Here is a 25,771-nt window from a genome sequence, read left to right as displayed (position 1 = left end):
AGCCGTCATCCAAAATAAAAGCTATCTAATGATGATGTTTATGCTTGTGCACTTCGCCTGTTACAGCGGGCTCGTGATGGTGTGATGGCCTATCGTGATCATGGTGGTGCCCTTTCGGTTTCCAAAGCATGATACGCGCCATAAATTTACGCGGCCCTAAGCGCAATAGACTGCTCGCAAATAGCAGGGCTATGGCAGCTAAGGCGGCGATGTTCAGCTCTTGCGGCAGTGCAATAATGGTGTGCCATTGCGGAATAAGCCATTGGGTGCCCAGCAGGCAGATAAGTATGACTCCCGACAACATTACTCGCTGCATCCAACTCATGAGTTTGAGTTGCGCCAGGTTGAAAATGGGCGCGGCAATCAATGCCACCATGACAGCCTCAATACTCCAACCGCTGTATGCCAGTGATAGGGCGAGAACCGCTCCTCCTAGATTACAAAAGCGCATTGGTAGAAAAAGCACCAGCAACACAGCCACTTGTACCATTGGGTTAGACAGTGGTACTGATGGGTGGCCAATAAGGTTGGCCAGAATAAGGCTCAAAATTATCCATGGTGCACTTCTATCGACCAAGTGGGCAAAGCCAAATCGGAAGGCTGATTCTGGCAGGTTGAGATGAGGATCGGTCGGTTCGACCTTAATCAATGTGAGCAATAGTCCCACAAGCGTTACGCCGATTAACTGAATAATGGCAATGCTGGGGCCCAGGAGTAGCAAGGTGATCACAAGGGCTTCTGGGCCAGCTAACCGTTGTAACCAACGCTGTGCCAATCCCTTATTATGCGGTGACAGGCCGAGTTTGAAGCGTAAGCTAGCTATGGCATAACTGAGTAGCAATACAGGACCTAAGGTGAGTAACCATGCTATTAGCTGCTCTGTTGTGTGGCTATGATCATGATGTTCATGACCGCCAGAGTCCATGATTAGCAGGACAAATAGCAAGGCGATACCCAGCAGGCTTCCGATGCCAGCTTGATATTCATACTTACCTTGGACATCATTCAAGCTATTGCCATGGGGTTGGTGCAGTACCACATGTAAAATGGAACCTGTGACAAACGCTTGTAAATAAACTGTTTTATCTAGGCTTAAATGAGCTAAAAGTTGCTCACCAGCAAAGTAGCCAGCGCCTGTAAGTAGCATCATCCCCACTAAGACTGTCATTGCCCACCGGCTTCCCACCTGTGGCTTTAGTAGCCACCAAATCGCTAAACCGACGGGAAGTCGGTGCAGTATGACACCTAGCGCCAGTAGCGCCGAATTGCCATCTTGTTGAGCCAATACCATAGCGCCGCCATCGGTAATAGTGTGCAGCAGTAAGCCCGTAATCCCTAAGGTTAGGGTGAGATTGTGGGTGACTTCAGAATAGCGATGAAATAGACGTTCACTGATCGTGGGGCCCCATAAGCCTATGATCACAAAGACAATGGCAAGAAAGCCCCCATGTTCCAGCAGTTCAGGAAGAATGTGGATCAACACTAAGCCGCCAAGCGAGACGAATATAAAGCCGTCTAAGCCTTTTTGTAGGCCAGTACCTGTGGTAAAGAACCGATAAAAAACCGGGCCAAGCAACAGCGCAATACAACTGGCGATGAGATAGTACATAGATAGTGTTAACAAGGGAGCCTAGAAAGCCAGCTAGTATATCAGTGTTATTGACACCAATCGAATAATTAGCGTCAAGGAGGGATGATATTTACACTCCTTCATGAACTGTAGGAAATTGGCAAGTTTGTGAGGTTTTACGCCATTAGCTGGGATTTTGTTATGTTATTTGCTGAATACTATTGAAAATACGTTATACAATATAGGTCTACTTCATTAGAAGATCATTGAGTTATGGATATTTTTTCAGCCGCCGTTATGTTGTTTTTAATTATGGATCCCTTAGGGAATCTGCCAATTTTCGCTTCAATATTGCGCCATATCGATCCTAAAAAGAGACGCAGAGTACTGATTCGCGAGTTGTTGTTTGCGTTGGGGATCATGCTGCTATTTCTATTTGCTGGTGAAGCAATCCTTAATTTTTTGAATTTGCGATCTGAGTCGGTCAGTATTGCTGGTGGCATTATCTTGTTCCTTATTGCGATTCGAATGATTTTCCCACAGCCTGGCGGCGTTGTTGGTTTGGCCGCAGGTGAGGAGCCGTTTATCGTTCCGATGGCGATTCCTTTAATGGCTGGCCCTTCGGTATTGGCGGCATTGATCCTATTAGCCCATACCGACAGTACCCGCATGGTGGACTGGACGATTGCGTTATTGGCGGCCTGGGGCGCGAGTGCGGTGATTTTGCTCTTCTATAAGGTGTTTACTAAACTGCTTGGTGAGAAAGGCCTCACCGCGGTAGAAAGGCTGATGGGGATGGTACTGGTAATGATTTCTGTGCAGATGTTCCTTGATGGTGTTGCTAACTATATTGCGCATACGGGTCAGGTGAACTGATCGGTATTAAAACAGCGAGTGCTTGATTGGCTTGGGCGTTTGATATAATTGCCAAGCCCTCAAGCCCTCAAGCCCTCAAGCCCTCAAGCCCTCAAGCCCTCAAGCCCTCAAGCCCTCAAGCCCTCAAGCCCTCAAGCCCTCAAAAACGCCACAAACTTGCATCTCATCGATAACCCTGCAATTATCTGCATATTGTATTCAATGTTGGTGTTGCTGTGACTTATTCGTTTTTGCGTAGACTTTGTAGACCGTTACTTGTGCTTGGTGTGCTTGGTGTGCTTAGCAGTAGCTTCTCTGCAACGGCTTTAATTCATGAGTATCGCAACCTTTTGCCCTATAGTGGCGTGCCGCAGTCCATGGAGCAGCGAGATAAGCAAGGGAACTTAGTCATCCCTGCGGTATATATCGACATGGGGGCTTGGCACGGATTTCATCTACCCAATGACCCCGCATATTACGGCAGCTTTACCGGGCCATTATTTATCGCGCAAGAGTATAGTTTGCACCTGAGTGACAGTTTACAGCGACTAAAATTACGCAATCTTCAAACGGGTGATCACCTAGATCTTGCTAGCGCCCCCATTGAGCATATTTATAGTGAACCTCAAGGTTTGGTGCAACAGTTCCAATGGGCAGATGTTGCCTTAGAGACTCGATTACAATACAGCGACTCACGCACAGCAATTATCACGACGACGTTAACTAACCTGTCAAACAGCCCACAGCAATGGCAACTAACTTGGTCTGGTCAGCCTTTTAATCGCCACCCCCACTTACCTAAACACGCTGTAATTGCACAGAGTGAGATGAGTGAAAACCAGGTTCAATGGTCCTTTACGTCGATCGATGAGACATGGACGATGCAGCTTGATGATGCTCAATATCAGTTGCTGTTTGAACAGGATACACAGATAACCTTAGATCAATCTCATGGCTATCAAGCGCAGAGTCAGCCCTTAGCTTTGGCCCCTAAACAGCAGTTAACCTTGCGTTCAGCACAGCGCTACTTTCATCAGCATCAAGAGCGTGATGCCTATGGGTCTATCGACTGGCACCGAGCGTCAATGCAGATTGACCAAAATCAACAGCGCTGGTCATCACGCTTTAAACGTTTGATGAAAGGTGGCGCGCTCCCGCAGCGGCGACTTGCGGCCAAGAGTATGGTGACACTTATTCATAATTGGCGTAGTCCGGCAGGAGCGATTAAACATGATGCGGTTACACCTTCAGTAACCTACAAGTGGTTTAATGGTGTTTGGGCATGGGATAGCTGGAAGCAAGCCGTTGCACTGGCACAATTTGATACCGAGTTGGCGAAATCCAATGTTCGGGCGATGTTTGATTACCAGTTTACAGCCGACGATAAGGTACGACCGCAGGATGCCGGTAATTTGCCCGATGCGATCTTTTTTAATCGCGATACCAGTCGCGGTGGTAGTGGCGGTAACTGGAATGAACGCAATGGTAAGCCGCCTCTAGCTGCTTGGGCGGTGTGGCAGATTGATGAGGCAAGCCAAAGCAGCGACTTCTTGATTGAGATGTACCCTAAGTTGGTGGCCTATCATCAGTGGTGGTATCGCAATCGGGATCATGATGGAAATGGTTTAGCTGAATATGGTGCGAATAACCACCCGGCGCATCTTAAAGAAGGTAAGCCAAACCGGGAGGCGATAATTGAAGCGGCAGCATGGGAGTCTGGTATGGATAATGCACCGAGATTTGATGATGTTGCGGGTATACAGGTGCTCGAAAATCTTGATGATACTGGGCAATTGCTGGGGTATTCATTGTCACAGGAGTCGGTGGATCTCAATAGTTACCTGTATGCTGAAAAACAGTTTCTTGCAAAGATAGCTCAGCGGTTAGCCCTGCCTTCTGAGCAACAACATTGGCAAGATGAAGCTAACCAGCTAGCACAACTGATACAAACGGCGTTTTATGATGCTAAGACGGGATTCTTTTACGATCGTCGCTTCAACAAACAGAAGGACTATTTGATGATCGCCCAAGGCAAGGGGGTCGAAGGTTGGTTACCTTTATGGGCAGGTGCGGCGAGTGAGGAGCAGGCGCAAACCATGGTTGCTCGTCATATCACTCCTGAGCGTTTTGGTACACGACTGCCATTTCCGACCGTGAGTGCTGACAACCCCGCCTTTGCTGCCACAAAATACTGGCGTGGGCCAGTATGGTTGGACCAAACGCTATTTGCACTCAAGGGAATTGAGCGCTATGGCTATGGCGCCTTGACGAAAAAGCTTGCTCGGCAGTTGGTTGACCATGCAGAAGGGGCGTTAGTCCAGGCGCCGATCCGTGAGAATTATGACCCGTTAACGGGTCATGGTTTACACTGCACCAATTTCAGTTGGTCCGCATCGGTGTTTTTACTAAGCTACAGCAGATGGTTACACTAAGGCGCAACGTAACCGTTCGCTGCCTCGCTGGCGTAAGTGGCGAGCATTGCGGTGAGCGCATATTAACGATTGTTAAACCAATTTATATTGGAAATTAGCGAAAAATATCGGTAGGGATCTATTCTCTAGCGCAAAATGCTGTTAATGTTTTGTGTCAGACTTTAGGTGTTGTTGTTGCGTTTAAACTAGGGTTTACGCTAATACCTGTCGATCGCTAATCCTAGGCTTAGGTCATTGAGCCTTGCGTATAGATCGCTAGAAACTTCCTTCTTCCTTCAAAGTTCTGACTAGAATTATTATTAGCATTGCATATGCCTACGATGTTGTATCGATATCGATCGTCATTACAGCAGCAATAGACAGGCACAAGGATATTTGCAGTATGAAAAATCAATATTACGTGGGGACATTGACGGCGCTGAGTCTGTCATTGATGTTAGCGAGCACCTCAAGCATTGCGGCGCCTTTGGATGTCAGCACTCTAGCACCGACAGCAGATGCCGGCGTCATTAATGAAGAGCGTATTCTTTACTGGATGGTCAAGCGCGGCGAGTTGGCCGCTGATGCAAGTGATGAACAAAAGCGTGCAGCGCTAGCAGCCTATACTCATAGAGCGTCAGGCTTCCAAAGTAAGGGCTTATTGATTCAAGAGTCGCTCGAGAAACAGCAGCGACAACGTCTTAAACAGTCAAAAAACATTCGAACCATGAGTTTTGCATCGCCACAAGCCGATGCCGATATCAATAAGACGGTAAAAGTGCTTGGCATATTGATCGATTTCCCTGATTTACCCCATGACAATAATCGCTTAAGTGCAAGTGATACTGCCATGTATTATCCCAGCTATCCCACCAGTCATTATAATAACCTGATGTTCTCTCCCACAGGTTTCACCGGTCCTCAAGGGCAAAACCTAATGACTGGGTATCAATATTATCAAGCAGAGTCCGGTGGTAGTTTCTCTTTTACGGGTGATGTTAAAGGTTGGTATACCGCGAGCCAAAATGCGGCCTATTACGGCGTTAATGATCCCGATAATGATGACAGTGATAAGGCGGTTCCAGAATTAGTTAAAGAGGCTGTGACTCAAGCGTTGGCTAGTATGACGAGTGCTGAAATTGCCAGTTATGATGTTGAAGACCCTTATGATGTCGATAATGACGGCAACCTCGATGAGCCCGATGGCGATATTGACCACGTGATGCTGTTTCATTCCAGTATCGGTGAAGAAGCGGGCGGCGGGGTGTTAGGTGATGATGCTATTTGGTCACACCGATTCTTTGTCTATGAGGGCAGTGCGCCAGGTTACACTATTCCTGGCACAGGTAAAAAAGTCTTTGGCTATACCATTCAACCTATTGATGCTGCCGCTGGTGTTGTGGTGCATGAGTTTGGACATGATTTAGGTTTGCCTGATGAATATGATACCACCAATAAAGGCGATGGCTCGCCTGTTGGCTCGTGGTCAATTATGTCTGGTGGTAGTTGGACTGGCGCGATTGCAGGCACAGAGCCTGTTGGCTTCAGCCCCTATGCCCGCTCTTATCTGCAGAATAAATATAAAGGTAAGTGGTTAACTGAAGAGGTATTAACGCTAAGTGATATTCCATCGAACGGATTAGATGTCGCGCTGGTTGAAGCCGTAAACAATACTCAAGTTAACCAGATCGCGGTGAAACTTCCGCCTGCCGATATTGCCTTTAAACTCCCTTATGCTGGCAGTTATCAATATTATTCTGGTCAGGGAAATATGATCAGCACTGCGGCGGCATTTTCTACTGAATTACCTGTCAGTACTGCATTGACGTTGACGATGAAGGCACATTGGAATATTGAGTTAGATTATGATTATGCCCAAGTGATGGTCGACGGAGTCGCACTAAATGGTAATCATACTAAGGCGAGCAACCCGACCAATAATGCTAAGAACATTATTACAGGTAAATCATCTGATGTTCCCGGCGCTGAAGGGGCTGATAGTTGGGTTGATTTAACGTTTGATCTGTCTGGTTATGCGGGCTCAAACCGTCAAATCAGTATTGTCTATTTTACTGACCAAGCCGTTGGCGACTACGGTTTGGTGATTGATGAGATTAAGCTGCTCGACGGTACAAGCGAAATTTATAGTGATGGCGCAGAGTTGGATGGCCAGATGACCCTTTCTGGTGGTTTTGCCCGTATCGATAACAATCGCCCTGGTGCAGAACGTCGCTATTTAGTGCAGTTACGCAGCCACAATGGCGTGGACGCAGGATTGGCGAGTCACTCTTATGAACCGGGTGTATTATTGTGGTTAGAAGACTTTAATGTGGCTGATAATAACTCAAGCGAACATCCTGGTTCAGGTTTGATTGGTGTTGTCGATGCGGATCAAAATTTAATAGGCAGCTACGGCAGTGCCACTCAGATCCGCGATGCTACATTCAGCATGTTTAATCAATCTACCTACTTCAATGATAACCACTTAAATGCTAATAGCCTGTTTGAGGATAGCCAAGATTACAGCGCGCCATTGCAACCTCAATCAGGAATCATATTGCCAGCGATAGGCTTGAGCATGGAAGTGCTTGCACAAAGTAATGATTCAAGCAGTGCAACGGTGCGTTTCACTTATAGCGGTGAGCCCGTTACGCCGGAGCCCAAGCCTGAACCCGTTCCAGTTACGGTGGATGTGATGGCCCAGCAAACTTTTGGCAGTGTCAGTTTTAGTGCAAATGTGGCAGGTGGTGATGGTAACTACAGTTACGCTTGGGAATTTGGTGTGATTGGTGCAACCAGTACAGAAGCATCTCCTACCTACGTCTACAGCGAATCGGATGATTACGCGGTGTCATTAACCGTGACCGATGGCAAAGGGGTTCGTGCTACCGATCTTATTCTGCTTAAAGTTGAAGTACCGCCAGCAGCTGGATTTAGCTTCGTTGCTAGCGATCTGCAAGTGACTTTTAGCGATTCAACATTGGCAGGTGTTGGTGCGCTAAGTTACCAATGGGCCTTTGGTGACGATACTAATAGTGCAGAGCAATCTCCAACGCATACCTACAATCAAGCAGGAAGCTACACGGTGACTCTGACGGTAACCGATGCAAGTAATAATACTTCAACAGTGAGCCAAGCCGTTGTCGTTACAGCGCCTGTGGTTGTGCCCCCTGTCGTTGTGCCACCGGTTGTTGAACCAGAAAAAAGCTCAGGTGGTGGCAGCCTTGGTTGGCTAAGCATGTCGGCCCTCTTATTGTTAGGTCTTCGCCGCAGGGCATAGATATCCCCTAAAAAACGCCTCTAATAGAGGCGTTTTTTTATGCAAGTGGTATCAATGCTCGCAATAAGAAATAGAGATAGGCTCATTGGGCTAACGCTAGTGTAATACGGGGCGTTATTTATGATGCGTTAAATCAGATTATTGGCCTCTATATGGGCCTGCGCGGCGGGCAGAAATATTTCACAGACGATCAATGCTTGATCGTGATGAGCAAAATAGCGTCTGCGTCCCCATAATGATGATTGCTTCGATTGGCCTACAGAGTCGATTAGGCTGGCCAAATTAGCGCAGGGGGTAAATTGGCTTACCTCTATCCTTCCTGGAATAAATTGGTCACTGGTAAATAATAGCTCGCCGAGTGGACGAGAGCCTAACGCTAAGAAGTTAGCCGTAGATTTTTGTAGAAGAGTCCCAGGGACTAAGGTGCGGGCAAATATCCATGGCACACCGTCAAGACATAAAAGTACTTCGCGCACCCAAGCCTGCTGTTGTTGAGGAAACTCGCCTGCTAATGGTGACAGAATATCTTCGCCTAGCACCTTTACTTCAAATTGATTGCAGTGAGACTTGAGTTTTTGAGTTAAACTACCACAAGCTAACAGCCAATTTTTTAAAGGCTGCAAAGGCAGCTGTGGGATCTGTTCCGGTGAATACCATTGGATTGATTCACCATAAGGGAAGCTTAAGCTAGTCACACTCATTTAATTCTCGGTACAATGCTCACAAACGCCGTCAGTTTAACATGCTGCGACCAGAAATCGGTAATGATTGGTATTAAAGCAATGAGAGTGTTTGCCGTTAACCTAATTGAGAAATAGCGAAATCAATTGTGGACTAAGGTTCATGACCTCAGCAATGTAATAGAAATAATGGAGTGTTCATCAGATATGAAAAAGTTTGGGCTGCTATTGCTGATAATGATGTCGAGCTTGTTGAGTGTCAACGTCTTTGCGGAAGAGGGAGAGACCGTAGACACTTATGCCTATTATGGCTTTGAGCCAGATATCGTGACTAACTATATCTCCAATAGAAAGAAATTAGGCTTTGTTCGCATTAGTGTCGAGCTTATGGTGAAAGTACCTGAAGACCTGATGGTGCTAGAGCACCATGATCCACTGTTACGTGCAGCGATTATTGAGATTTTAGGTGCGCAAACAGAAGACAAAGTTAAATCGCTGACGGGGAAAGAGGAGATTCGTCGTGAGTGTTACGACACCCTTAACCGCTTGCTTGAGCAAGAAATTGGTAAGCCATTGGTGGTGAATCTACTTTTTACTAAATACCTATACGATTAATTTCCTTAGTTTTTGCCGCTAGTTCACTGAATTGGCGGCGCAGTGTCATAGTGGTCATCTCCCATGAAAAAGCCTCGCGCATCGCGCTCAGCAGACAATACCAATATTGATCGCGTCGAGCGCCCTAAAAAGTCATCTAGTTTACATCCGAGAAACCAACATAAAGACGGTTATGATTTTGCTGCGTTGGTTGCAGATACTCCCGCGTTAGCGGCGTTTGTTCGTCCTAATCCATATGGTAATCCATCGATTGATTTTGCCAATCCCGATGCGGTCAAAACATTGAATTTGGCTCTGCTCAGGTTACATTATCGGTTGCAATATTGGGATATTCCTAACGGCTTTCTTTGTCCGCCTATCCCTGGAAGAGTCGATTATATTCACCATGTGGCAGACTTACTAACCGAGGCTGAGAAAGGGAAGTTGGCTCGTAAAGATAAATTGCTGACTGGGCCTAAAGTTGCGGTGCTCGATATTGGGACTGGCGCAAATGGTGTTTATCCACTGCTTGGTGTGCAGAGTTATGGCTGGCGATTTGTCGCCAGTGATATTGACCCAGTATCGGTTGCCCATGTCGGTAATATTATTGCGCAAAACCCGAGCCTGCAAGGCAAGGTTGCACTGCGGTTGCAAACCAATCATCACGCTATTTTTAAAGGGGTGATTAATGCCGATGAACGCTTTGATCTTACGTTATGTAACCCTCCGTTTCATTCATCCCTTGCCGAAGCGAGCGCAGGCACTGAACGAAAGATAAAGAACCTTGCAGCCAATCGTCAGGCTAAGGGTCATACAAGAAATTCTGCGAAAAACTTGGTTGAGCCAAAGCTAAATTTTGGTGGCCAAAAAGCAGAATTGTGGTGCGAAGGGGGCGAGCAACGTTTTCTAAAAGATATGATTAAAGAGAGTGGTGATTTTTCCAGTCAGTGTTTATGGTTTACCAGTTTGGTGTCTAAGAAAGAGAACCTAAAGCCTTGTTACCAGGCGTTGAAACAGGTAGGTGCCGTTACCGTTAAAACCATTGAGATGGCCCAAGGCAATAAGCTCACCAGGGTACTAGCTTGGAGCTTTCTCACACCAGCGCAACGTATCCTGTGGCATAAATACCGTAGCTAATGACTAACGGGTTAATATTTCCAGAAGTTCGGGTGTAGTAGTACCGCTACGGTTAAGATCTCAAGTCTTCCTAGTAACATCCCTATGGCTAAAGCCCATTTGGCAATGTCAGGTAGTGTTGAAAAGTTACCGGCTGGACCAATTACAGGTCCTAACCCTGGGCCAACATTGGTCACCGCAGTTACTGCGCCGGTAAAGCTGGTGGTAGGGTCTAGGCCTGTCATCACTAAAATGACTGATAGCAGCACAATCACAAACAAAAACAGCAGAATAAAGGTCACCAACGACCGGACAATATCTTCTGTTATCGAGCGCCCATTGTAGCGCTCTTTAAAGACACCGTTGGGATGAAATTGCTGCTTGAGTTGCTCGCGCATAATCGAGATAGCAATTTGAAAACGAAAGATTTTAATCCCGCCTGAGGTTGAGCCAGAGCAGCTGCCTGCAAACATTAGAAATAGAAAAGCGACATTGGCTAACGCGCCCCACGCCGTATAATCCGTTAGGCCATAACCTGTGGTGGTGACGACCGAGACTACATTGAAGCTAGCGAGCCGCAAAGCATCTGCTGGGGTCATATCGTGACCTTGCCACAACCAGAAGGCTAAACCACAAGATACAAATAACAGAAACCACAAATACCCTTTGACCTGATCGTCATTCCAAATTCGCATAGAGCGCTGTGAGATCATATGGACAAACATGAGCAAGGGTAAACCCCCAGCGGCCATAAAGAGTGTACCCACCCAGTGAGCCTGGTGGGAAAATGCAGCCATTGAGCTGTCTGAGGTCGAATAGCCACCGGTCGACAGTGTGGTCATAGCATGGTTAATTGCTTGAAACCAGTTCATCCCAGCGGCGTGATAGGCAATTCCACACAGTACAGTTAGTGCGATATAAACGTAAAACAGGTGCTTGGCCATATCTTGGGTGCGAGGGACTGCCTTATCGCTCCAATCTGATGATTCTGTTCGAAATAGACGCATTCCCCCGACGTTTAAGAAGGGCAAAATAGCAACCGCCATCACGATAAAGCCAATACCGCCCATCCACTGTAGCAACGAGCGCCAGATTAGGATGCTGTGATCCATGCTATCTAACCCTGATAGTACAGTTGAACCAGTGGTAGTGATACCCGACATGGTTTCAAAGAAAGCGTCGGTATAGTTGATGCCGTGATAGAGAGTAAATGGCATTGCTGCAAAAAGGCTGACAATGAGCCAAGTGAGGCTGGTGAGCAGAAACATATCGCGAATGTTAAGGCGTAAGTTTTGGCTCTGGCCTTGATGCATACACGCACTGGCACAAGTACCTGTTGCCAATGAGGCTATCATAAATGCACCCACAGTCTCTTCGCCGTAAAGTAGGGCGAAGAGCAGTGGAATAAACATAAAGGCGGTTAAGGTTGACAAAAACACGCCTAAAATGAATAGCAATGGCCGAATATTTAGCATAATAGGCTCAGGTTGTGACGTTTAGTGCTTAAAAGAAGAAGGCACTAGGTTGGAACAGTTTTTCCACTTCACCAATAAACTTCTTGTTCACTAAGAAGAGAATCACGTGGTCACCCTGTTCGATTACCGTTTTGTCGTGTGCCATCAATACCTCTTCATCGCGTACAATCGCGCCGATGGTGGTACCTGGTGGCAGTTTGATTTCGCTTATCTGTTTACCCACCACTTTAGAGGTGCTTGGGTCGCCGTGAGCTATTGCTTCAATGGCTTCCGCCGCGCCGCGTCTTAAGGAGTAAACGTTACAGATATCACCTTGACGAATGTGAGTCAGTAGTGCCGAAATAGTGGCTTGTTGTGGGGAGATGGCAATATCGATATTCGCTTCTTGGACAATATCGACATAGGCTTCTCGTTGGATTAGCACCATCACCTTTTTTGCGCCCATGCGCTTGGCCAATAATGCAGCCATAATATTGGCTTCATCGTCATTGGTGACCGCAATGAATACATCGGTTTGATCTATGTGTTCTTCTAACAGCAGCTCTTGATCCGAGGCGTCACCACAGAAAACCGTGGTATTTTCGAGTTTCTCGGATAGGGCCTCGGCACGCTCTTGACGATGCTCAATCAGCTTAACCGAATGGTTGCGCTGTAACTGTTTGGCTAACCCAAGACCAATGTTACCCCCGCCAGCAATCATAATATTTCTATAGGTGTTATCGAGCTTTTGCATCTCACTCATTACTGCGCGCACGTGACGACTATCAGCAACAAAGAAGACTTCATCATCGGCTTCGATAATGGTGGTACCGCGTGGCATGATAGGGCGACCTTGCCTAAAAATAGCTGCAACCCGGGTATCAATATTGGGCATGTGCTCACGCAAAGCAGCTAAAGCATTACCGACTAGTGGGCCACCATAATAGGCTCTGACGGCCACCAAGCTTAGCCGACCTTCTGCAAACTCTAATACCTGCAGGGCACCAGGGTATTCAACCAAGCGGCGAATGTACGCGGTGACTAACTGCTCGGGTGCGATGAGTTCATCAATAATAAAACCACCACGAGGGCGGTTTTCACTGTTTTTGGTTTCGCTATCGATAAACAGTTTGTCGCGTAGGGCGAGGTACTGCTCTGAGCGGATTCGGGCAATTTTTGTGGGTGTGCCAAACAGTGAATAGGCAATTTGACAGGCTGCCATATTGCACTCATCACTATTGGTCACCGCAATTAACATATCGGCATCTTCTGCGCCGGCGTCTTTGAGGACGCCTGGATGGGCTCCATGGCCGAGCACGACACGCAGATCATACTTATCTTGTAGTGATCGTAAGCGCTCACGGTCGTTGTCGACGATGGTGATATCGTTATTTTCACCAACTAAGTTTTCAGCCAGAGTGCCGCCAACTTGACCAGCACCTAATATGATAATTTTCATAGCCTAACGTTATCCCTTAATCAGGCGAGCGTAATAAAACCCATCCATATTGTCTTGGCCAGGCGTAATTTGCCAGCCGACATCATCGCTATTGGGTTGTTGAGCGATAGGAATGAGTGTTGCATCTTTCGTTCTCGCCAAAAATGCACTGATCTGTTCGGCATTCTCTTGTGGCAAAATGGAGCAGGTCGCATAGAGCAGTGTGCCACCTGGTTTTAACCACTGCCAGCAGTGATCTAAAATTTGTGACTGCAGTGTGGCCAACTCTTCAATATCAGTCTGCTTGCGCAGCCACTTAATATCGGGATGACGACGGATCACCCCTGTTGCTGAGCAAGGGGCATCGAGCAAGATGCGATCAAATTTCTCCCCTTGCCACCATGAATCTATGTTTGCCGCATCACCGTGAACCACTTTTGCGTTTAGTGATAAGCGGTCAAGGTTTTGCTGAACCCGTTCTAGTCGCTTTACATCAAAATCGACGGCAACTAAATCGATACTATTCTCTGTTTCCAATAGGTGACAGGTTTTACCTCCTGGTGCTGCGCAGGCATCGAGGATTAAGTCGTTAGCGGCAGGGGCCAGCAGTGTGGCCGCCCATTGTGCGGCACCATCTTGCACCGATGCTGCGCCGTCGGCAAAGCCTGGCAACATGGCCACATCTTTTGGACTGTCGAGTAGTATGGCATTGGCGCTACTGCCTTCTGTCGCGGGGATCTCTAAGTTAGTGAGCTGCGCTAGATATTGCTCACGAGTTTGCGACAGTTGGTTGTTACGCAACCACATCGGCGGACGCTGGTGGCTTTGCTCAATGACCTGTTGCCATGTCTCAGGATAGGCTGCTTGTAAGCGCTTAATTATCCAGGCTGGGGTATTAAAAGCTAAGGTTTCATTGTCGGTCGGCAGCGGTGCTTGATTACGTTGTAAGTTGCGCAATACACCATTGACAACCTTTACTAAGCCTTCGAACTTTAATTGGCGACACGCTTCAGCGGTTTCAGAAATCGCGGCATGGCTAGGAATACGGGTGAAATAGAGTTGATAGCAGCCAATTAACAGGAGTTGATGCACAATGCGCTGCTTGCCCTTCATGGGCTTGTTCATGCAATCGCTCACCAGCTTGTCGAGTTGAGGCAGATGACGCATCACGCCATAGCTTAGTTCGGCAAGTAAGGCTTTATCTTTACCGCTGCAGAGCTTTTGTTGCTGTTCAGGTAGTGCGACTGATAGTGATACGCCCTTTTCAAGCACTTGGAAGATCACCTTGGCCGCGAGGGCTCGCAAATTCATGATGATTTCGCCTCACTGTGCGTTGCGTGCTGTAACTGCGAACCTGGGGTAAACCATTCGCCGCGTGAGTTGAGGATATCCGCTACTGGCATCGCTTTCTTGCCTGGAAGTTGCATTGTCTCTAATACCAAGACACCGTCGCCTGTCGCTATGGCCAGCCCTTGTTTGTCGGCGGTAATAATGGTGCCAGCTTCACAATTGCTGACTTGTTCTTTGACACTGGCTTGCCACACTTTAATGGTGGCATCCATGTGTGAGAAGTGACTGGCTGGCCAAGGATTAAATGCTCGAATTTCTCGCCAAAGTTGTACCGCTGGCTTGTTCCAGTCTAGCAGCGCTTCCTCTTTAGTGAGCTTTTCTGCGTAGTTAGCTAGAGTTTCATCTTGTGGCTCGGCTTTGAGAGTCCCTTTAGCAATACCGGCTAATGCGTCGATTAGTGCGTCGGGTCCTTGTAAGGCTAACTTTTCATATAGGCTGGCAGAGGTGTCAGTGTCTTCAATTGGCAGATGGGTTTTTAATAACATATCGCCAGTATCTAAACCAATATCCATCTGCATAATGGTTACGCCTGTTGCTTCATCGCCGGCCCATAGGGCACGTTGAATCGGAGCGGCTCCGCGCCAACGTGGCAAGATCGAACCGTGAACATTAATGCAGCCTAGTTTAGGTGTATCTAGCACGACTTGAGGCAGGATTAACCCATAGGCGACAACCACCATGATATCGGCATTGAGTGAGGCGAGCTCAGCTTGTGCCGCTTCATTACGAAGACTCGCAGGTTGATAGACTGAAATGTCATGGGCTAATGCCAGTGCTTTAACTGGGCTGGCTTGCAGTTTTTTGCCTCGTCCTGCGGGTCTGTCGGGTTGTGAATAAACGCCGATGACATTGTGCTCTGATTCGATTAGTGCCTGTAAATGACGGGCGGCAAAATCTGGCGTCCCCGCAAAGAGAATATTGAGTGGTTTCAAGTGCTAGTTATCCTTGCTTTGCTTCTAGTCGAGCCGCTTTTTCGAGTTTTTGTTTAATACGCTGCCGTTTGAGTGGCGACAAGTAGTCAACAAATAGTTTGCCTTCGAGATGGTCAAGTTCATGTTGCAGGCAGATAGCAAATAGCCCATCGGCCTCTAAAGTGAACTCGTTACCGTGACGGTCGAGTGCTTTGATAGTAATAAATTCAGCACGATCAACGTTAGCGTAGATCCCTGGAACGGAAAGGCATCCCTCTTCGTTTGAAAAATCACCACTTTTTTCAATAATTTCCAAATTAATGAAAACTTTTGGTCGTTCAACATCATCTTGCAGGTCCATCACAATTAATTGATGGTGGTAATCAACTTGGGTAGCCGCTAGACCAATTCCCTTCTCTTCATACATCGTCTCGAACATATTGTCGATTTGTGTCTGCAGCTCAGGGTTAAATGCTGTAATGGGCTGCGCAATGGTGCGTAACCTTTCATCTGGAAAACGTAGTACTTTTAGTAAACTCATACATAAACTCTTAACAAGTCTGTCAAATTTGAGCCAGTTGGTTATACTGACTTAAGCTAATAGATTAATTTTAATCCTTAGTGGCAATCAATAACAGCAAAAGCTCGATATAAAGGGCAAACAGCATGGATACCCCCATGAAACGACTAATTTTACTCGGTTTAATGATATTAAGTTGTTCGTTCGTTTTCGCTGATACTCTGACATTGAAGTCAGGGCATCCCGATTCTTATGTAGTGAAGAAAGGGGATACCCTTTGGGATATTTCAGCATACTTCCTCAAGGACCCTTGGCGTTGGCCTAAATTGTGGGGCGCGAATCCTCAGATCGCCAATCCTCATTTAATTTATCCAGGTGATCAATTAACCTTGGTTTTCATTGATGGTGAACCAAGGCTAGTGGTTAAACCGCATATACGCAAAAGTCCAGAAGGTCGTGTATTACCCAAAGGTGGCGCGATTCCTGCCGTAGATTTGTCATTGATACAACCCTATTTAGTGCAAAACCGTGTTGTCGATGCCGCTTGGTTGGCTGAGCAGCCGATGGTTTTAGGTGGCGAGAGCGAGTCTAAACATCATGTGATGGGTGATATCGTTTATGTGCAAGGACAATTAGTGGTTGGCGATAAGTTCGGTGTTTATGCCCAAGGTCGCCAATTCGTAAGCCCTGAGTCGGGAGATGATTTAGGCCAGGAAGCGATATTAACGGCAAGTGGCCGGGTGATTGAATCTGGTCCGATATCGAAAGTGCAATTGCTGAGTAACCTGCGTGAAACCAAAGCGGGTTATAGAGTTTTGCCTATTGGCGATGATTCTTTGATGTCAGCCTACTTTATGCCACAAGCGGCAACAACACCGGCATCAGTATTAGCCTCAGAGCGCGATGTTCGTGCTATGGGTAAGCTTGATGTGGTTTACATTGATAGGGGCAGCAAGGACGGCGTTGAAGCTGGGCATGTTTTTTCTATCTTTAGAGATGGCATTGGCATCGTGATTGATGGTGATGGTCATCCTGTTAAGCCTGAAGACCGCAGTTCTTATGAAGATCTATTGTCAAGTATCTCTTCAGATAATGAGATTAAGATGCCTGACATTTACCGGGGTAAGCTCATGGTGTTTAAAGTTTTTGATAAGGTGAGCTTAGGGCTGATACTCATTAATGAGAAGCCTGTGAGAGTGAAAGATAAGCTGATACAACCGAACTCTTTACTACAAAGCGAGTAAATCGATAACTGAGAAACTGGTCGACTGGCTAGTTGTTTCTGCGGTATCTGGGCTAGGACCTGCTCGGATTAAACAATTACTGAATTACATGGATGTAGAGGAGCTTAGGCAAAGATTGGCGCATGAACCCCATGCACTTCCTTTGCCTGAGCAGCTACTGAAAGGCTCGTTCACACCTGACTTTTCTCGAGTTGAAGCAGCATTAGCTTGGCAGGCTCTAGAGAAACACCACCATATCCTGTGTCAAACCGATTCCTATTATCCGAGTCTACTGCTGGAGATCAGTGATCCACCGCCCTTGCTGTTTATTAAAGGAGACCTTGATGCTTTGTTGTATCCTAGTATCGCAGTGGTAGGTAGTCGTGCTGCCTCACAATCTGGTTTGGCAGCAGGTTATCAACTGGCTAAAGAGTTAACGGGGTGCGGTATTACCATTGCTAGCGGCATGGCGGCGGGCATAGATGGCGCGGCTCATCAGGCGGCTATCGACAAGGGTGGCAAAACGATAGCCGTGCTGGGAACAGGAGTTGATGTTATCTATCCCAAGCGTCATCGACAGTTATGTAAGGATATTCAAACCAATGGTTGTGTGGTGAGTGAGTTCTGGCCTGATGTGAAACCTTTTGCTGGTAATTTTCCTAAGCGTAATCGGATTATAAGTGGGCTATCTTTAGGGGTATTAGTGGTTGAAGCGGCCAGAAAAAGTGGTTCCTTAATCACGGCGAGATTAGCATTAGAGCAGGGCCGAGAAGTGTTTGCTGTGCCTGGCAATATCTTGGCGGGTGACCATCAAGGTTGTCATGATTTGTTACGAGATGGCGCAAAGTTAGTTGAGTCGGCGGCCGATATTATAGAAGAGATTGCAGCTTTATCTCATTATCACCTTGAAGAGTTGCATCGGCGTCACCATATAGGGGAGGAGTTAGCTTCTGATTTGCCATTTTCCTCGCTGTTAGCTAGTGTAGGATATGAGGCCACACCATTAGATGTCGTGGTCGAGCATAGTGGAAAAACGATAGAGCTAGTACTAGAGCAAATGTTGGAACTTGAACTTCAAGGTTGGGTTTCAGCAGTACCCGGTGGTTATATAAGACTTAAGAGGAGCTAGCCATGTTTGATATCCTCATGTATCTATTTGAAAACTATGTTCACAGCGAAGTTGAGATGTTGGTCGACGAAGATGAGTTGACACAAGAGCTTACTCGCGCAGGTTTTCATCAGTCTGCGATTATCAAGGCCTTGTCTTGGTTAGAGCGCCTCGCTTCACTGCAAGAGAGTGATCAACCATACCTATGCAATCATGATCAGCACTCCTTTCGTATCTATACCGAGAACGAGATGGAAAAGTTGGATGTTGAATGCCGAGGTTTTTTACTGTTCCTAGAGCAGATTAAAGTATTGAGTGTCGAGACTCGGGAGATGGTAATCGATCGAGTAATGGAAATTGATGAACCGACACTGGTTTTAGAAGATTTGAAATGGGTGATTTTAATGGTGTTGTTTAATGTACCAGGCAATGAATCCGCCTATGAGCAGATGGAAGATCTCGTCTTTGAGCAGCCTGACGGAAGGCTACATTCTTAAAGGAATCGAATAAACAAGGAGGCTAAAGCCTCCTTGTTTATTTCTTATCTGGCTAAAAATGCCGATGCTTGTTGTCTAGCGTGAGATGCTTAGGGGTTAAATAGTCACGATAACCGTAGCGATTGAGTTTGTTGATTTTTGCTGTGGCTTGCGCTGTATTATCTTCGAAGGCAGCAACTTGAGCATTTAACCACAGTGCAAATTGCTGTTGGTGTTTGCTGAGTTTACTCAGTAATAGTTCATACCCTTCAAAATAGTCAGTTTTTAGGTATCTGCTTAGTTGTACAAAATCGTCATGGTGCTTTTCAACTAGAAAACGAATGGCCATGTAACTCCACTTGTACGTTCTATCTTGGCCATCTTTATATTCGGTGGCAAATATCTCTTCTAATGTGGGGGCTTTTTCTATGTCTCGCTTAATCACTTCGAATGTTGACGGGTTATCATTGCCTTTCGATACGTATTCGGCCAATCCTTCTGACCACCACACCATTTTGCTGGGGAAATGGCCAAAGCCGCCATACTTTACAAAGTGACCATCTAAATAATGCACGTACTCATGATTAAGGTTCCAGATGGCAAACTCTGGTTCAATCCAAAACTGGCGATAAGCAAAAAATGTCGCTTGGTTGTCTGGTTTTGATGGTGTCCCTTCGATATACATACCACCGTTATCGGTTTGAATATCAAATAGTAGTTGGCCGTAGGCGTTATATTGGCTCCAGTTTTTGAATGCCACTACACGAAGGGCTTTGTTCCCATCGTTGGCCGTTGGCTTATTTTCGGTCTGAAGTAATTGGTGGAAATTAGCTTCTTGCGAGGTCAGCTTTTCACAGCTCTGTGCTAACTCTTGTTGATTAAGATCTTGCGCCAGAATAAATAGCGATGCAGAACAGGAGTGGTTAATCGGTAAGATCTCGGTGAGTGTTGGTATCTGACAAATTTCACTCTGCTGTTCACAGTTTTCTTGTCCAGCAAAAGCGTTGACATGGAAGCCGAGTGTGTATGTGTTCTTCGCGATGCTACCACGTTGTTCGACATCAGCTTTGGCTATCTTGGCTACTGCGGTATCTATGGCTAACTCCGCGGCAGTGGCATTGCCATCTTCACCACTAGGCAGGGCGAGACGATATTGTCCTAGTGCCCAATAGGCGTTTGCTCGTGGCCAGTCTTCTTGTGCTCGGATACTGTAGGGAGAGTCTGCGAAGGCTAATAGTGCTTGGCTAATATCTGCATCGATAAGCTGTTTCGTTAGCGCTTCCTCATTGTGCTTACGGGCAGCTGTTAGCAGTAATCCGTAAGTTCTTAATGTTTCCCATAAGGCATAGTCATGGGCGTTGGTGACTGGCTGCTTAGCGAGTCGTGTTAACTGCGTATTGAGTATTGGTAGCAGTTCATTCAGTAATACAGCGGTATCATCAGTATTGTAATAACGGTAAAGGGTAACGGCGAAATGTTCTTGTAGCCTAGGGTCGTTAGTAAATACCTGGCGCTTTGATAATGCGGTTAATGCGTTTGTAAGCCGCTGTTGGTCTTCGAGCGTCAGTGTGTCTAAAGGACCGAAATAGCTAAATGCTCTGAGAAAATAGAGCTGCCTATCCAGCTGCTCTGGAGCATTTTCATTTTGAATGAGCTTAACGGCTTGATTGAAGCTATCTCGGGTATGGATCGAACCATGGGTGAAGAACTGATCGACATCTGTGGTTTGTAGCTGTTGTGCAATGGCTGGATCTGTATCGATTGGTGTTACAGTGCTACAAGCTGAGAGCAGGGCTATGCTCGGATAGAGTAGAGATAAAGCGATGAGTGAACGAGATAACATAGTGGCTCCTTGTTTTTGTATACAATATATCTCTTGTTGTGGGCAAAGACTAGCTATAATTAGATGCTTATTCGATTCCCAAGCAGTATCAGAGCTTGGTAAAATGCACAAAGATTCAGCCAATGAGATAACCATGTCAAAAATTGATCAGCAACTGTTTACGTCACACGAGCATGCCTTGGAAAAGGAGTATGAGCTCTGTCCTAAGTGCGGCTGTGAATTATCGGTAAAAAACAGTAAGCATGGTGGATTTGTAGGCTGTAATAACTATCCCACCTGTGATTACACTCGGCCGCTAGTACATCATGAGTCAATCGAAACGCAGATTATTGAAGGCTCTGAGTGTCCTGAATGTGCTGCAGAGCTTGCGGTAAAGTCTGGTCGGTTTGGGATTTTTATCGGCTGTACCCAATACCCGCAGTGCAAGCATATTGAAAAGCATGATCAAGAGGATGCCAATAACGCGATTGCTTGCCCAAGTTGTAAAAAAGGCATTATTGAACAGAGGACGAGTCGGTTTGGTAAAAGCTTTTATGCATGCAGTGCCTATCCCAAGTGTAAGTTTCTGGTGAACTACCCCCCAGTTGCCGAGGTCTGTCCCGATTGCGGCTTTAGTCTATTGGTAGAACGCAAGGGGGCAGCAGGCATGCGAGTCGAGTGTCCGCAGAAACAGTGCAAATATAAACGCGCACTATAAGTGAGCCGTTTGTCAGTATTAGCTTTGTCTGTATAATCTCGAGCCATTAAACAGTGGCAAACCACTAACAGTTATTAGAGAAGGTTAGGCAGTATGTTGCAACAAAATCCACCTGACGTCGTAAATCTTGTATTAGCCGGAGGCGTCATTGCTTACCCTACCGAAGCTGTATATGGCTTAGGCTGTGATCCTGACAATGAGGAGGCTATTCGCAAACTGCTTGAGCTAAAGCAGCGACCTTGGGAAAAGGGGCTTATTTTAGTCGCGAGCGATTTTGAGCAGTTGTCCCCTTACATTGATTCAACCCAACTTACAGCAGAGCAACTGCAACGAGCGTTTGATAAGTGGCCCGGACCTTTTACCTTTATTATGCCGACTAAGGTAACGACCTCACGTTTATTATGTGGTCAATTCAATTCACTGGCGGTAAGAGTGTCGAGCCATCCTGGTGTTCAAGCATTGTGCCAAGCGCTGGGTAAACCCATTGTGTCTACCAGTGCCAATTTAACGGGTGAAAATCCAGCGATGACAGCAGAAGAGGTCATTAAGCAGTTGGGTGGCAAAATTGACGCATTGGTTGCTGGTGGACTCGGTGCAGAACCCAAGCCCTCTACTATTATCGATGCGATAAGTGGCAAGATTTTAAGATAACAATAACAAGGAATGATTATGAGCAAGCCAAGTACCATAGAGGTGAAAGCATTTTTACTTAATCTACAACGGCAGATATGTGAGGGATTAGCGCGTCTCGACGGTAAGGCTGAATTTATTGCTGACTCATGGACACGAGCAGAAGGAGGCGGTGGCACCAGTCGAGTTATGACAGATGGGCAGGTGTTTGAGCAAGCTGGTGTCAATTTTTCTCATGTGACAGGGGCTGCCATGCCTGCATCGGCTACGGCACATCGTCCTGAGTTGGCCGGACGTAGTTTTGAGGCGATGGGAGTTTCATTAGTTATTCATCCTAAAAACCCCTATATCCCAACCACACATGCAAATGTGCGTTTCTTTATTGCAGAAAAAGAGGGAGCGGATCCAGTATGGTGGTTTGGTGGTGGCTTTGATTTAACGCCTTACTATCCGTTCGAAGAGGATGTTGTCCAGTGGCACCAAAGTGCTAAGGCGCTTTGCGAACCCTTCGGCGAAGAGGTTTATCCTAAGTATAAAAAGTGGTGTGATGAGTACTTCTTCCTACCGCACCGTAATGAGACGCGTGGTGTCGGTGGTCTGTTTTTCGATGATCTTAATGAGCAAGGTTTTGACACTAGCTTTGCCTTTATGCAAGCGGTTGGCAATGGTTTCCTAAAAGCATACGCTCCAATCGTCGAACGCCGTAAAGATACTCCGTATGGTGAACGCGAACGTGACTTTCAGTTGTATCGTCGCGGTCGCTATGTTGAGTTTAACTTAGTCTATGACCGAGGTACCCTGTTTGGTTTACAAACGGGTGGGCGAACAGAGTCGATTTTGATGTCTATGCCACCATTGGTTCGTTGGCAATATGCCTATACCCCTGAAGAGGGAAGTCCTGAGGCGGTCCTCTATAACGATTATTTAAAACCTAGAGAATGGTTAAGCTGTTAGGTGTTGTAAAGAGGTGAAAATAAAGGGCTAAAAACAGCCCTTTATCTTAACTTGCAACTATTGATTACGCATGTGATCAGCAAGGGTTGATATCGCCTGAAAAATGGCTTGCTGATGTTGTGGATCCTGAATCTCTATTTCAATCGCTCGTTGCATACAGAACAACCATTGATCGCGCATTGCCACATCAATCGCAAATGGCATATGTCTGGCTTTTAAGGCTGGATGCCCATGCCTCTGCTGAAACAACTGTGGCCCACCTAACCAGCCACTGAGAAACTCAAATAGCTTTTGTTCTGATTCGGCTATTGGAGCTTTATGCATGGCTAATAATGGTTGAGTTTCACAATTGCTTTGCATCTGTATGTAAAATTGCTTTGCTAGAGCAGCAATGACTTTTTCTCCGCCAATTCGGTCGTAGGCGTTAGATTGTTTAGGGTCTCTGTGTGCTTGTTTGTTGCCGAATAATGTCTTTAGCCACTTCATTGTCGAAACCGTCTGCGATAAGTCAAAAATTTCCTCGGCACACTAGCCTATTCGATGGCTCGTTTCAATGATGATACCAAATGAAAAATATGCCAATGGGTTCGACTTTATCTTGCCAAGAAAGCTAAGTAGACTGATAGCACGCGTGTACCCACAAGACGAACAGATTGATGACAGATAGATATGCCGTTTTTGGTAATCCAATAAGCCACAGTAAGTCACCGTTAATCCATCAAGCATTTGCTAAGTCGACACAGCAAAACATGACTTATGAAGCAATCTTGGCGCCGACCGCTGGCTTTGAGCAATGCTTGAATGAATTTATTGCAGAGGGTGGAAAGGGAGCTAATGTAACCGTACCTTTTAAAGAGCAGGCATTTACTTTGTGTGATGAATTGAGCGACGAAGCTAAGTTGGCGGGTGCAGTTAATACCCTAATCGTTGATGCGACTGGGCGTATACGAGGTGACAATACTGACGGCCTTGGTTTGGTTGCAGACCTAGAGCGTCATCTGGGCTCGCTTAATGGCAAAAGAGTATTATTGGTAGGGGCGGGTGGTGCTGCTCGTGGTTCTATCTTGCCATTGCTAAACAGTGGGATTACACAATTGGTGGTTCATAATCGCACCCATGACAAAGCACTGAAACTAGCTAAGGAGTTTGCATCATTTGGCTCTATAGAAACTAGGTCACTGAATCAATTAGATCAGGCTTTTGATCTGATAATTAACTCAACTTCATCGAGTCTTTCGGGTGAGGTGCCAAAACTGCCAAGCGCTATTATTGGTCGCACGACGGTTTGCTATGACATGATGTACGGCAAAGAGAGCACGGCTTTTAATTTGTGGGCGCAGCAGATGGGAGCCAAGCAGGTGATTGATGGATTGGGGATGTTGGTAGGACAAGCTGCCAAGAGTTTTGCGCTTTGGCGAGGTGTTGAAGCTGATGTGGAACCAGTGTTAACAGCGCTACGTCAGCAATTAGCTCAATAACCCAGAGAAGTATAATGAATCAAAGTGTCATTTTTACCGATACAACAGATTGGGCTGCTGGCTTAACTAGTGTTCATTTTATTGCGCAGCAACAAGGCATGAACATAAGCTGTTATATCAGCCTAACGTCATTGAGTGAGCTAAGTGGTCAGGTAATCGAAGAGCCAGCAAGCGCATTAGTGGTATTTGAACAATATCGGTTCGATATAGAGGATAAGGCTGAGGCGCTCATCGAAATAGAAGCATTCGATGAGCAAGGTCGAATCTTTATAAGGTAAACCCTAAGTCGGGAGGTTGAGTAAGGCCTCCTCTAGATACTCATTTTTCAAACGCACATAGTTATCTGCCGACTCAGGTAAAAATTTGAGCTCCGACTCTGTGAGCGGTCTAATCTTCTTGGCGGGGCTTCCAACATAAAGGTGTCCTTTTTCGAGTACCTTCCCTGGTGGTACTAGAGAGCCAGCCCCCAGTATTACATCGTCTTCAATTATCGCTCCGTCGAGAATAATGGCACCCATCCCAATTAAAATGCGATTTCCCACAGTGCAGCCATGTAACATCGCCTTATGACCAATGGTGACATCGTCACCAATCAAAAGAGGATGACCTTCTGGACGCGATGGTGATTTGCGCGTGACATGTAATACTGTGCCATCTTGGATGTTTGAGCGTTTACCGATCTTTATATGGTTTACGTCACCGCGTGCAGCCACTAATGGCCAAATGCTAGCGTCTGTGTCTAAAAAGATATCACCTACGAGCACACAAGCCTCGTCAATATAGACACTACTATTAAACTGAGGGCGAACACCCTTATAAAATCGTAAAGAGTTTGTCACTTAAAAGTCCTTAAAACGCCTAAAGTGCTGGGAATATAGCAGTATAATGGGTAAAAAGTAGCTCGTCAGGCTAAAAAGCACGCAAACAACGCAAAAGTAGCACTTTTCTTTTAAAAAGGCCTTGCGCCTATCCGATAACTCCCTATAATGCGCTCCCACTGACACGGCAAACAGCGTCGCTTAGCGACATAAAAGCAGTGATTTAATCAGTAAGTTGAGTTGAAAGTGAAAGAGTTAAAAAACTTCTTAAAAATCACTTGACGCCAACAACGGGAAGTGTAGAATACGCATCCCTAAGCCAACGACCTAGCGTCTAACGGCGGTATCTGAGAGATTGATACCAA

At 46.3% G+C, this 25,771-nt stretch carries 23 protein-coding genes; 13 read left to right on the top strand and 10 right to left on the bottom strand.

The features are described from left to right. Window positions 1-25: 25 nt before the first annotated feature. Window positions 26-1,609, bottom strand: a complete 1,584-nt coding sequence (locus BEL05_RS08485) for a hypothetical protein (protein WP_028764382.1) — start codon at window positions 1,607-1,609, stop codon at window positions 26-28. Window positions 1,610-1,843: 234 nt separating this feature from the next. Here BEL05_RS08485 and BEL05_RS08480 point away from each other — a divergent pair, with 234 nt between their 5' ends. The 3 genes from BEL05_RS08480 to BEL05_RS08470 all read left to right on the top strand — a co-directional run bounded on the left by BEL05_RS08480 (window position 1,844) and on the right by BEL05_RS08470 (window position 8,116). Continuing rightward, entirely contained in the window at window positions 1,844-2,446 is a 603-nt protein-coding gene (locus tag BEL05_RS08480; protein ID WP_028764383.1) for a YhgN family NAAT transporter, read from the top strand. A gap of 215 nt (window positions 2,447-2,661) precedes the next feature. Further along, window positions 2,662-4,857 carry an MGH1-like glycoside hydrolase domain-containing protein gene (locus BEL05_RS08475; RefSeq protein ID WP_245686964.1) on the top strand — a complete coding sequence of 732 codons (2,196 nt, stop codon included), beginning with the start codon at window positions 2,662-2,664 and terminating at the stop codon, window positions 4,855-4,857. A 382-nt stretch (window positions 4,858-5,239) separates the two neighbouring features. Continuing rightward, window positions 5,240-8,116, top strand: a complete 2,877-nt coding sequence (locus tag BEL05_RS08470) for an immune inhibitor A domain-containing protein (protein ID WP_069670891.1) — start codon at window positions 5,240-5,242, stop codon at window positions 8,114-8,116. Window positions 8,117-8,244: 128 nt separating this feature from the next. Here BEL05_RS08470 and BEL05_RS08465 read toward each other — a convergent pair whose 3' ends face one another. Continuing rightward, on the bottom strand, window positions 8,245-8,817 hold the full coding sequence (locus tag BEL05_RS08465) for a chorismate--pyruvate lyase family protein (RefSeq protein WP_069670890.1): 573 nt from the start codon (window positions 8,815-8,817) through the stop codon (window positions 8,245-8,247). Window positions 8,818-9,003: 186 nt separating this feature from the next. On the opposite strand from BEL05_RS08465, the gene BEL05_RS08460 reads away from it, so the two are divergent. After that, complete coding sequence (locus BEL05_RS08460) at window positions 9,004-9,411, top strand: flagellar basal body-associated protein FliL (RefSeq protein ID WP_028764687.1); 408 nt, start codon at window positions 9,004-9,006, stop codon at window positions 9,409-9,411. Between the two features lie 63 nt (window positions 9,412-9,474). After that, entirely contained in the window at window positions 9,475-10,527 is a 1,053-nt protein-coding gene (gene rlmF, locus BEL05_RS08455) for a 23S rRNA (adenine(1618)-N(6))-methyltransferase RlmF (RefSeq protein ID WP_069670889.1), read from the top strand. An 11-nt stretch (window positions 10,528-10,538) separates the two neighbouring features. Here the strand turns inward: rlmF and BEL05_RS08450 are convergent, their stop codons facing one another. Genes BEL05_RS08450 through def form a run of 5 tightly spaced genes read right to left on the bottom strand, consistent with a single transcriptional unit; the run spans window position 10,539 to window position 16,200 of the window. Then, window positions 10,539-11,981 carry a TrkH family potassium uptake protein gene (locus BEL05_RS08450; protein WP_069670888.1) on the bottom strand — a complete coding sequence of 481 codons (1,443 nt, stop codon included), beginning with the start codon at window positions 11,979-11,981 and terminating at the stop codon, window positions 10,539-10,541. Window positions 11,982-12,009: 28 nt separating this feature from the next. After that, complete coding sequence (gene trkA / locus BEL05_RS08445) at window positions 12,010-13,419, bottom strand: Trk system potassium transporter TrkA (protein WP_028764689.1); 1,410 nt, start codon at window positions 13,417-13,419, stop codon at window positions 12,010-12,012. 9 nt (window positions 13,420-13,428) lie between these two features. Further along, window positions 13,429-14,709, bottom strand: coding sequence for a 16S rRNA (cytosine(967)-C(5))-methyltransferase RsmB (rsmB, locus tag BEL05_RS08440; protein WP_069670887.1), 1,281 nt, complete (start codon window positions 14,707-14,709; stop codon window positions 13,429-13,431). After that, the gene (gene fmt / locus BEL05_RS08435; protein ID WP_069670886.1) at window positions 14,706-15,680 is read right to left on the bottom strand and encodes a methionyl-tRNA formyltransferase; all 975 of its coding nucleotides are present in this window, start codon (window positions 15,678-15,680) and stop codon (window positions 14,706-14,708) included. Before fmt ends, rsmB begins: the two co-directional genes overlap by 4 nt. A 7-nt stretch (window positions 15,681-15,687) precedes the next feature. Beyond that, complete coding sequence (gene def, locus BEL05_RS08430) at window positions 15,688-16,200, bottom strand: peptide deformylase (protein ID WP_028764692.1); 513 nt, start codon at window positions 16,198-16,200, stop codon at window positions 15,688-15,690. Between the two features lie 125 nt (window positions 16,201-16,325). Here def and BEL05_RS08425 point away from each other — a divergent pair, with 125 nt between their 5' ends. The 3 genes from BEL05_RS08425 to BEL05_RS08415 all read left to right on the top strand — a co-directional run bounded on the left by BEL05_RS08425 (window position 16,326) and on the right by BEL05_RS08415 (window position 19,007). Continuing rightward, window positions 16,326-17,423: a LysM peptidoglycan-binding domain-containing protein gene (locus BEL05_RS08425; RefSeq protein WP_069670885.1), complete on the top strand. Its 1,098-nt coding sequence runs from the start codon at window positions 16,326-16,328 to the stop codon at window positions 17,421-17,423. A gap of 115 nt (window positions 17,424-17,538) precedes the next feature. Beyond that, a complete protein-coding gene (dprA, locus tag BEL05_RS08420) occupies window positions 17,539-18,531 on the top strand; it encodes a DNA-processing protein DprA (RefSeq protein WP_500690798.1) in 993 nt (330 codons plus the stop codon). A 2-nt stretch (window positions 18,532-18,533) separates the two neighbouring features. Continuing rightward, the gene (locus BEL05_RS08415) at window positions 18,534-19,007 is read left to right on the top strand and encodes a DUF494 family protein (RefSeq protein ID WP_028764695.1); all 474 of its coding nucleotides are present in this window, start codon (window positions 18,534-18,536) and stop codon (window positions 19,005-19,007) included. Window positions 19,008-19,059: 52 nt separating this feature from the next. Here BEL05_RS08415 and BEL05_RS08410 read toward each other — a convergent pair whose 3' ends face one another. Further along, window positions 19,060-20,829 carry a collagenase gene (locus BEL05_RS08410; protein ID WP_069670883.1) on the bottom strand — a complete coding sequence of 590 codons (1,770 nt, stop codon included), beginning with the start codon at window positions 20,827-20,829 and terminating at the stop codon, window positions 19,060-19,062. 133 nt (window positions 20,830-20,962) lie between these two features. On the opposite strand from BEL05_RS08410, the gene BEL05_RS08405 reads away from it, so the two are divergent. From BEL05_RS08405 to hemF, 3 genes are all read left to right on the top strand, one after another. Further along, on the top strand, window positions 20,963-21,526 hold the full coding sequence (locus tag BEL05_RS08405; protein WP_028764697.1) for a DNA topoisomerase family protein: 564 nt from the start codon (window positions 20,963-20,965) through the stop codon (window positions 21,524-21,526). 93 nt (window positions 21,527-21,619) lie between these two features. Further along, the gene (tsaC, locus tag BEL05_RS08400; RefSeq protein WP_028764698.1) at window positions 21,620-22,177 is read left to right on the top strand and encodes an L-threonylcarbamoyladenylate synthase type 1 TsaC; all 558 of its coding nucleotides are present in this window, start codon (window positions 21,620-21,622) and stop codon (window positions 22,175-22,177) included. A gap of 18 nt (window positions 22,178-22,195) precedes the next feature. Continuing rightward, complete coding sequence (gene hemF / locus BEL05_RS08395; protein WP_028764699.1) at window positions 22,196-23,110, top strand: oxygen-dependent coproporphyrinogen oxidase; 915 nt, start codon at window positions 22,196-22,198, stop codon at window positions 23,108-23,110. A gap of 57 nt (window positions 23,111-23,167) precedes the next feature. Here the strand turns inward: hemF and BEL05_RS08390 are convergent, their stop codons facing one another. Beyond that, window positions 23,168-23,596 carry a group II truncated hemoglobin gene (locus tag BEL05_RS08390; RefSeq protein ID WP_069670882.1) on the bottom strand — a complete coding sequence of 143 codons (429 nt, stop codon included), beginning with the start codon at window positions 23,594-23,596 and terminating at the stop codon, window positions 23,168-23,170. A 170-nt stretch (window positions 23,597-23,766) separates the two neighbouring features. On the opposite strand from BEL05_RS08390, the gene aroE reads away from it, so the two are divergent. Continuing rightward, on the top strand, window positions 23,767-24,588 hold the full coding sequence (aroE, locus tag BEL05_RS08385) for a shikimate dehydrogenase (RefSeq protein ID WP_069670881.1): 822 nt from the start codon (window positions 23,767-23,769) through the stop codon (window positions 24,586-24,588). 14 nt (window positions 24,589-24,602) lie between these two features. After that, complete coding sequence (locus BEL05_RS08380) at window positions 24,603-24,866, top strand: DUF1488 family protein (protein ID WP_028764702.1); 264 nt, start codon at window positions 24,603-24,605, stop codon at window positions 24,864-24,866. Between the two features lie 3 nt (window positions 24,867-24,869). Here the strand turns inward: BEL05_RS08380 and BEL05_RS08375 are convergent, their stop codons facing one another. After that, a complete protein-coding gene (locus tag BEL05_RS08375; RefSeq protein ID WP_028764703.1) occupies window positions 24,870-25,427 on the bottom strand; it encodes a gamma carbonic anhydrase family protein in 558 nt (185 codons plus the stop codon). Window positions 25,428-25,771: the final 344 nt, after the last annotated feature.

This window comes from Shewanella colwelliana (assembly GCF_001735525.1).
In the GTDB taxonomy this organism is placed as follows: Bacteria; Pseudomonadota; Gammaproteobacteria; order Enterobacterales; family Shewanellaceae; genus Shewanella; species Shewanella colwelliana.
The sequence above is the reverse complement of the archived record's forward strand: the minus strand, read 5'-3'. Positions and strand labels throughout refer to the sequence as shown.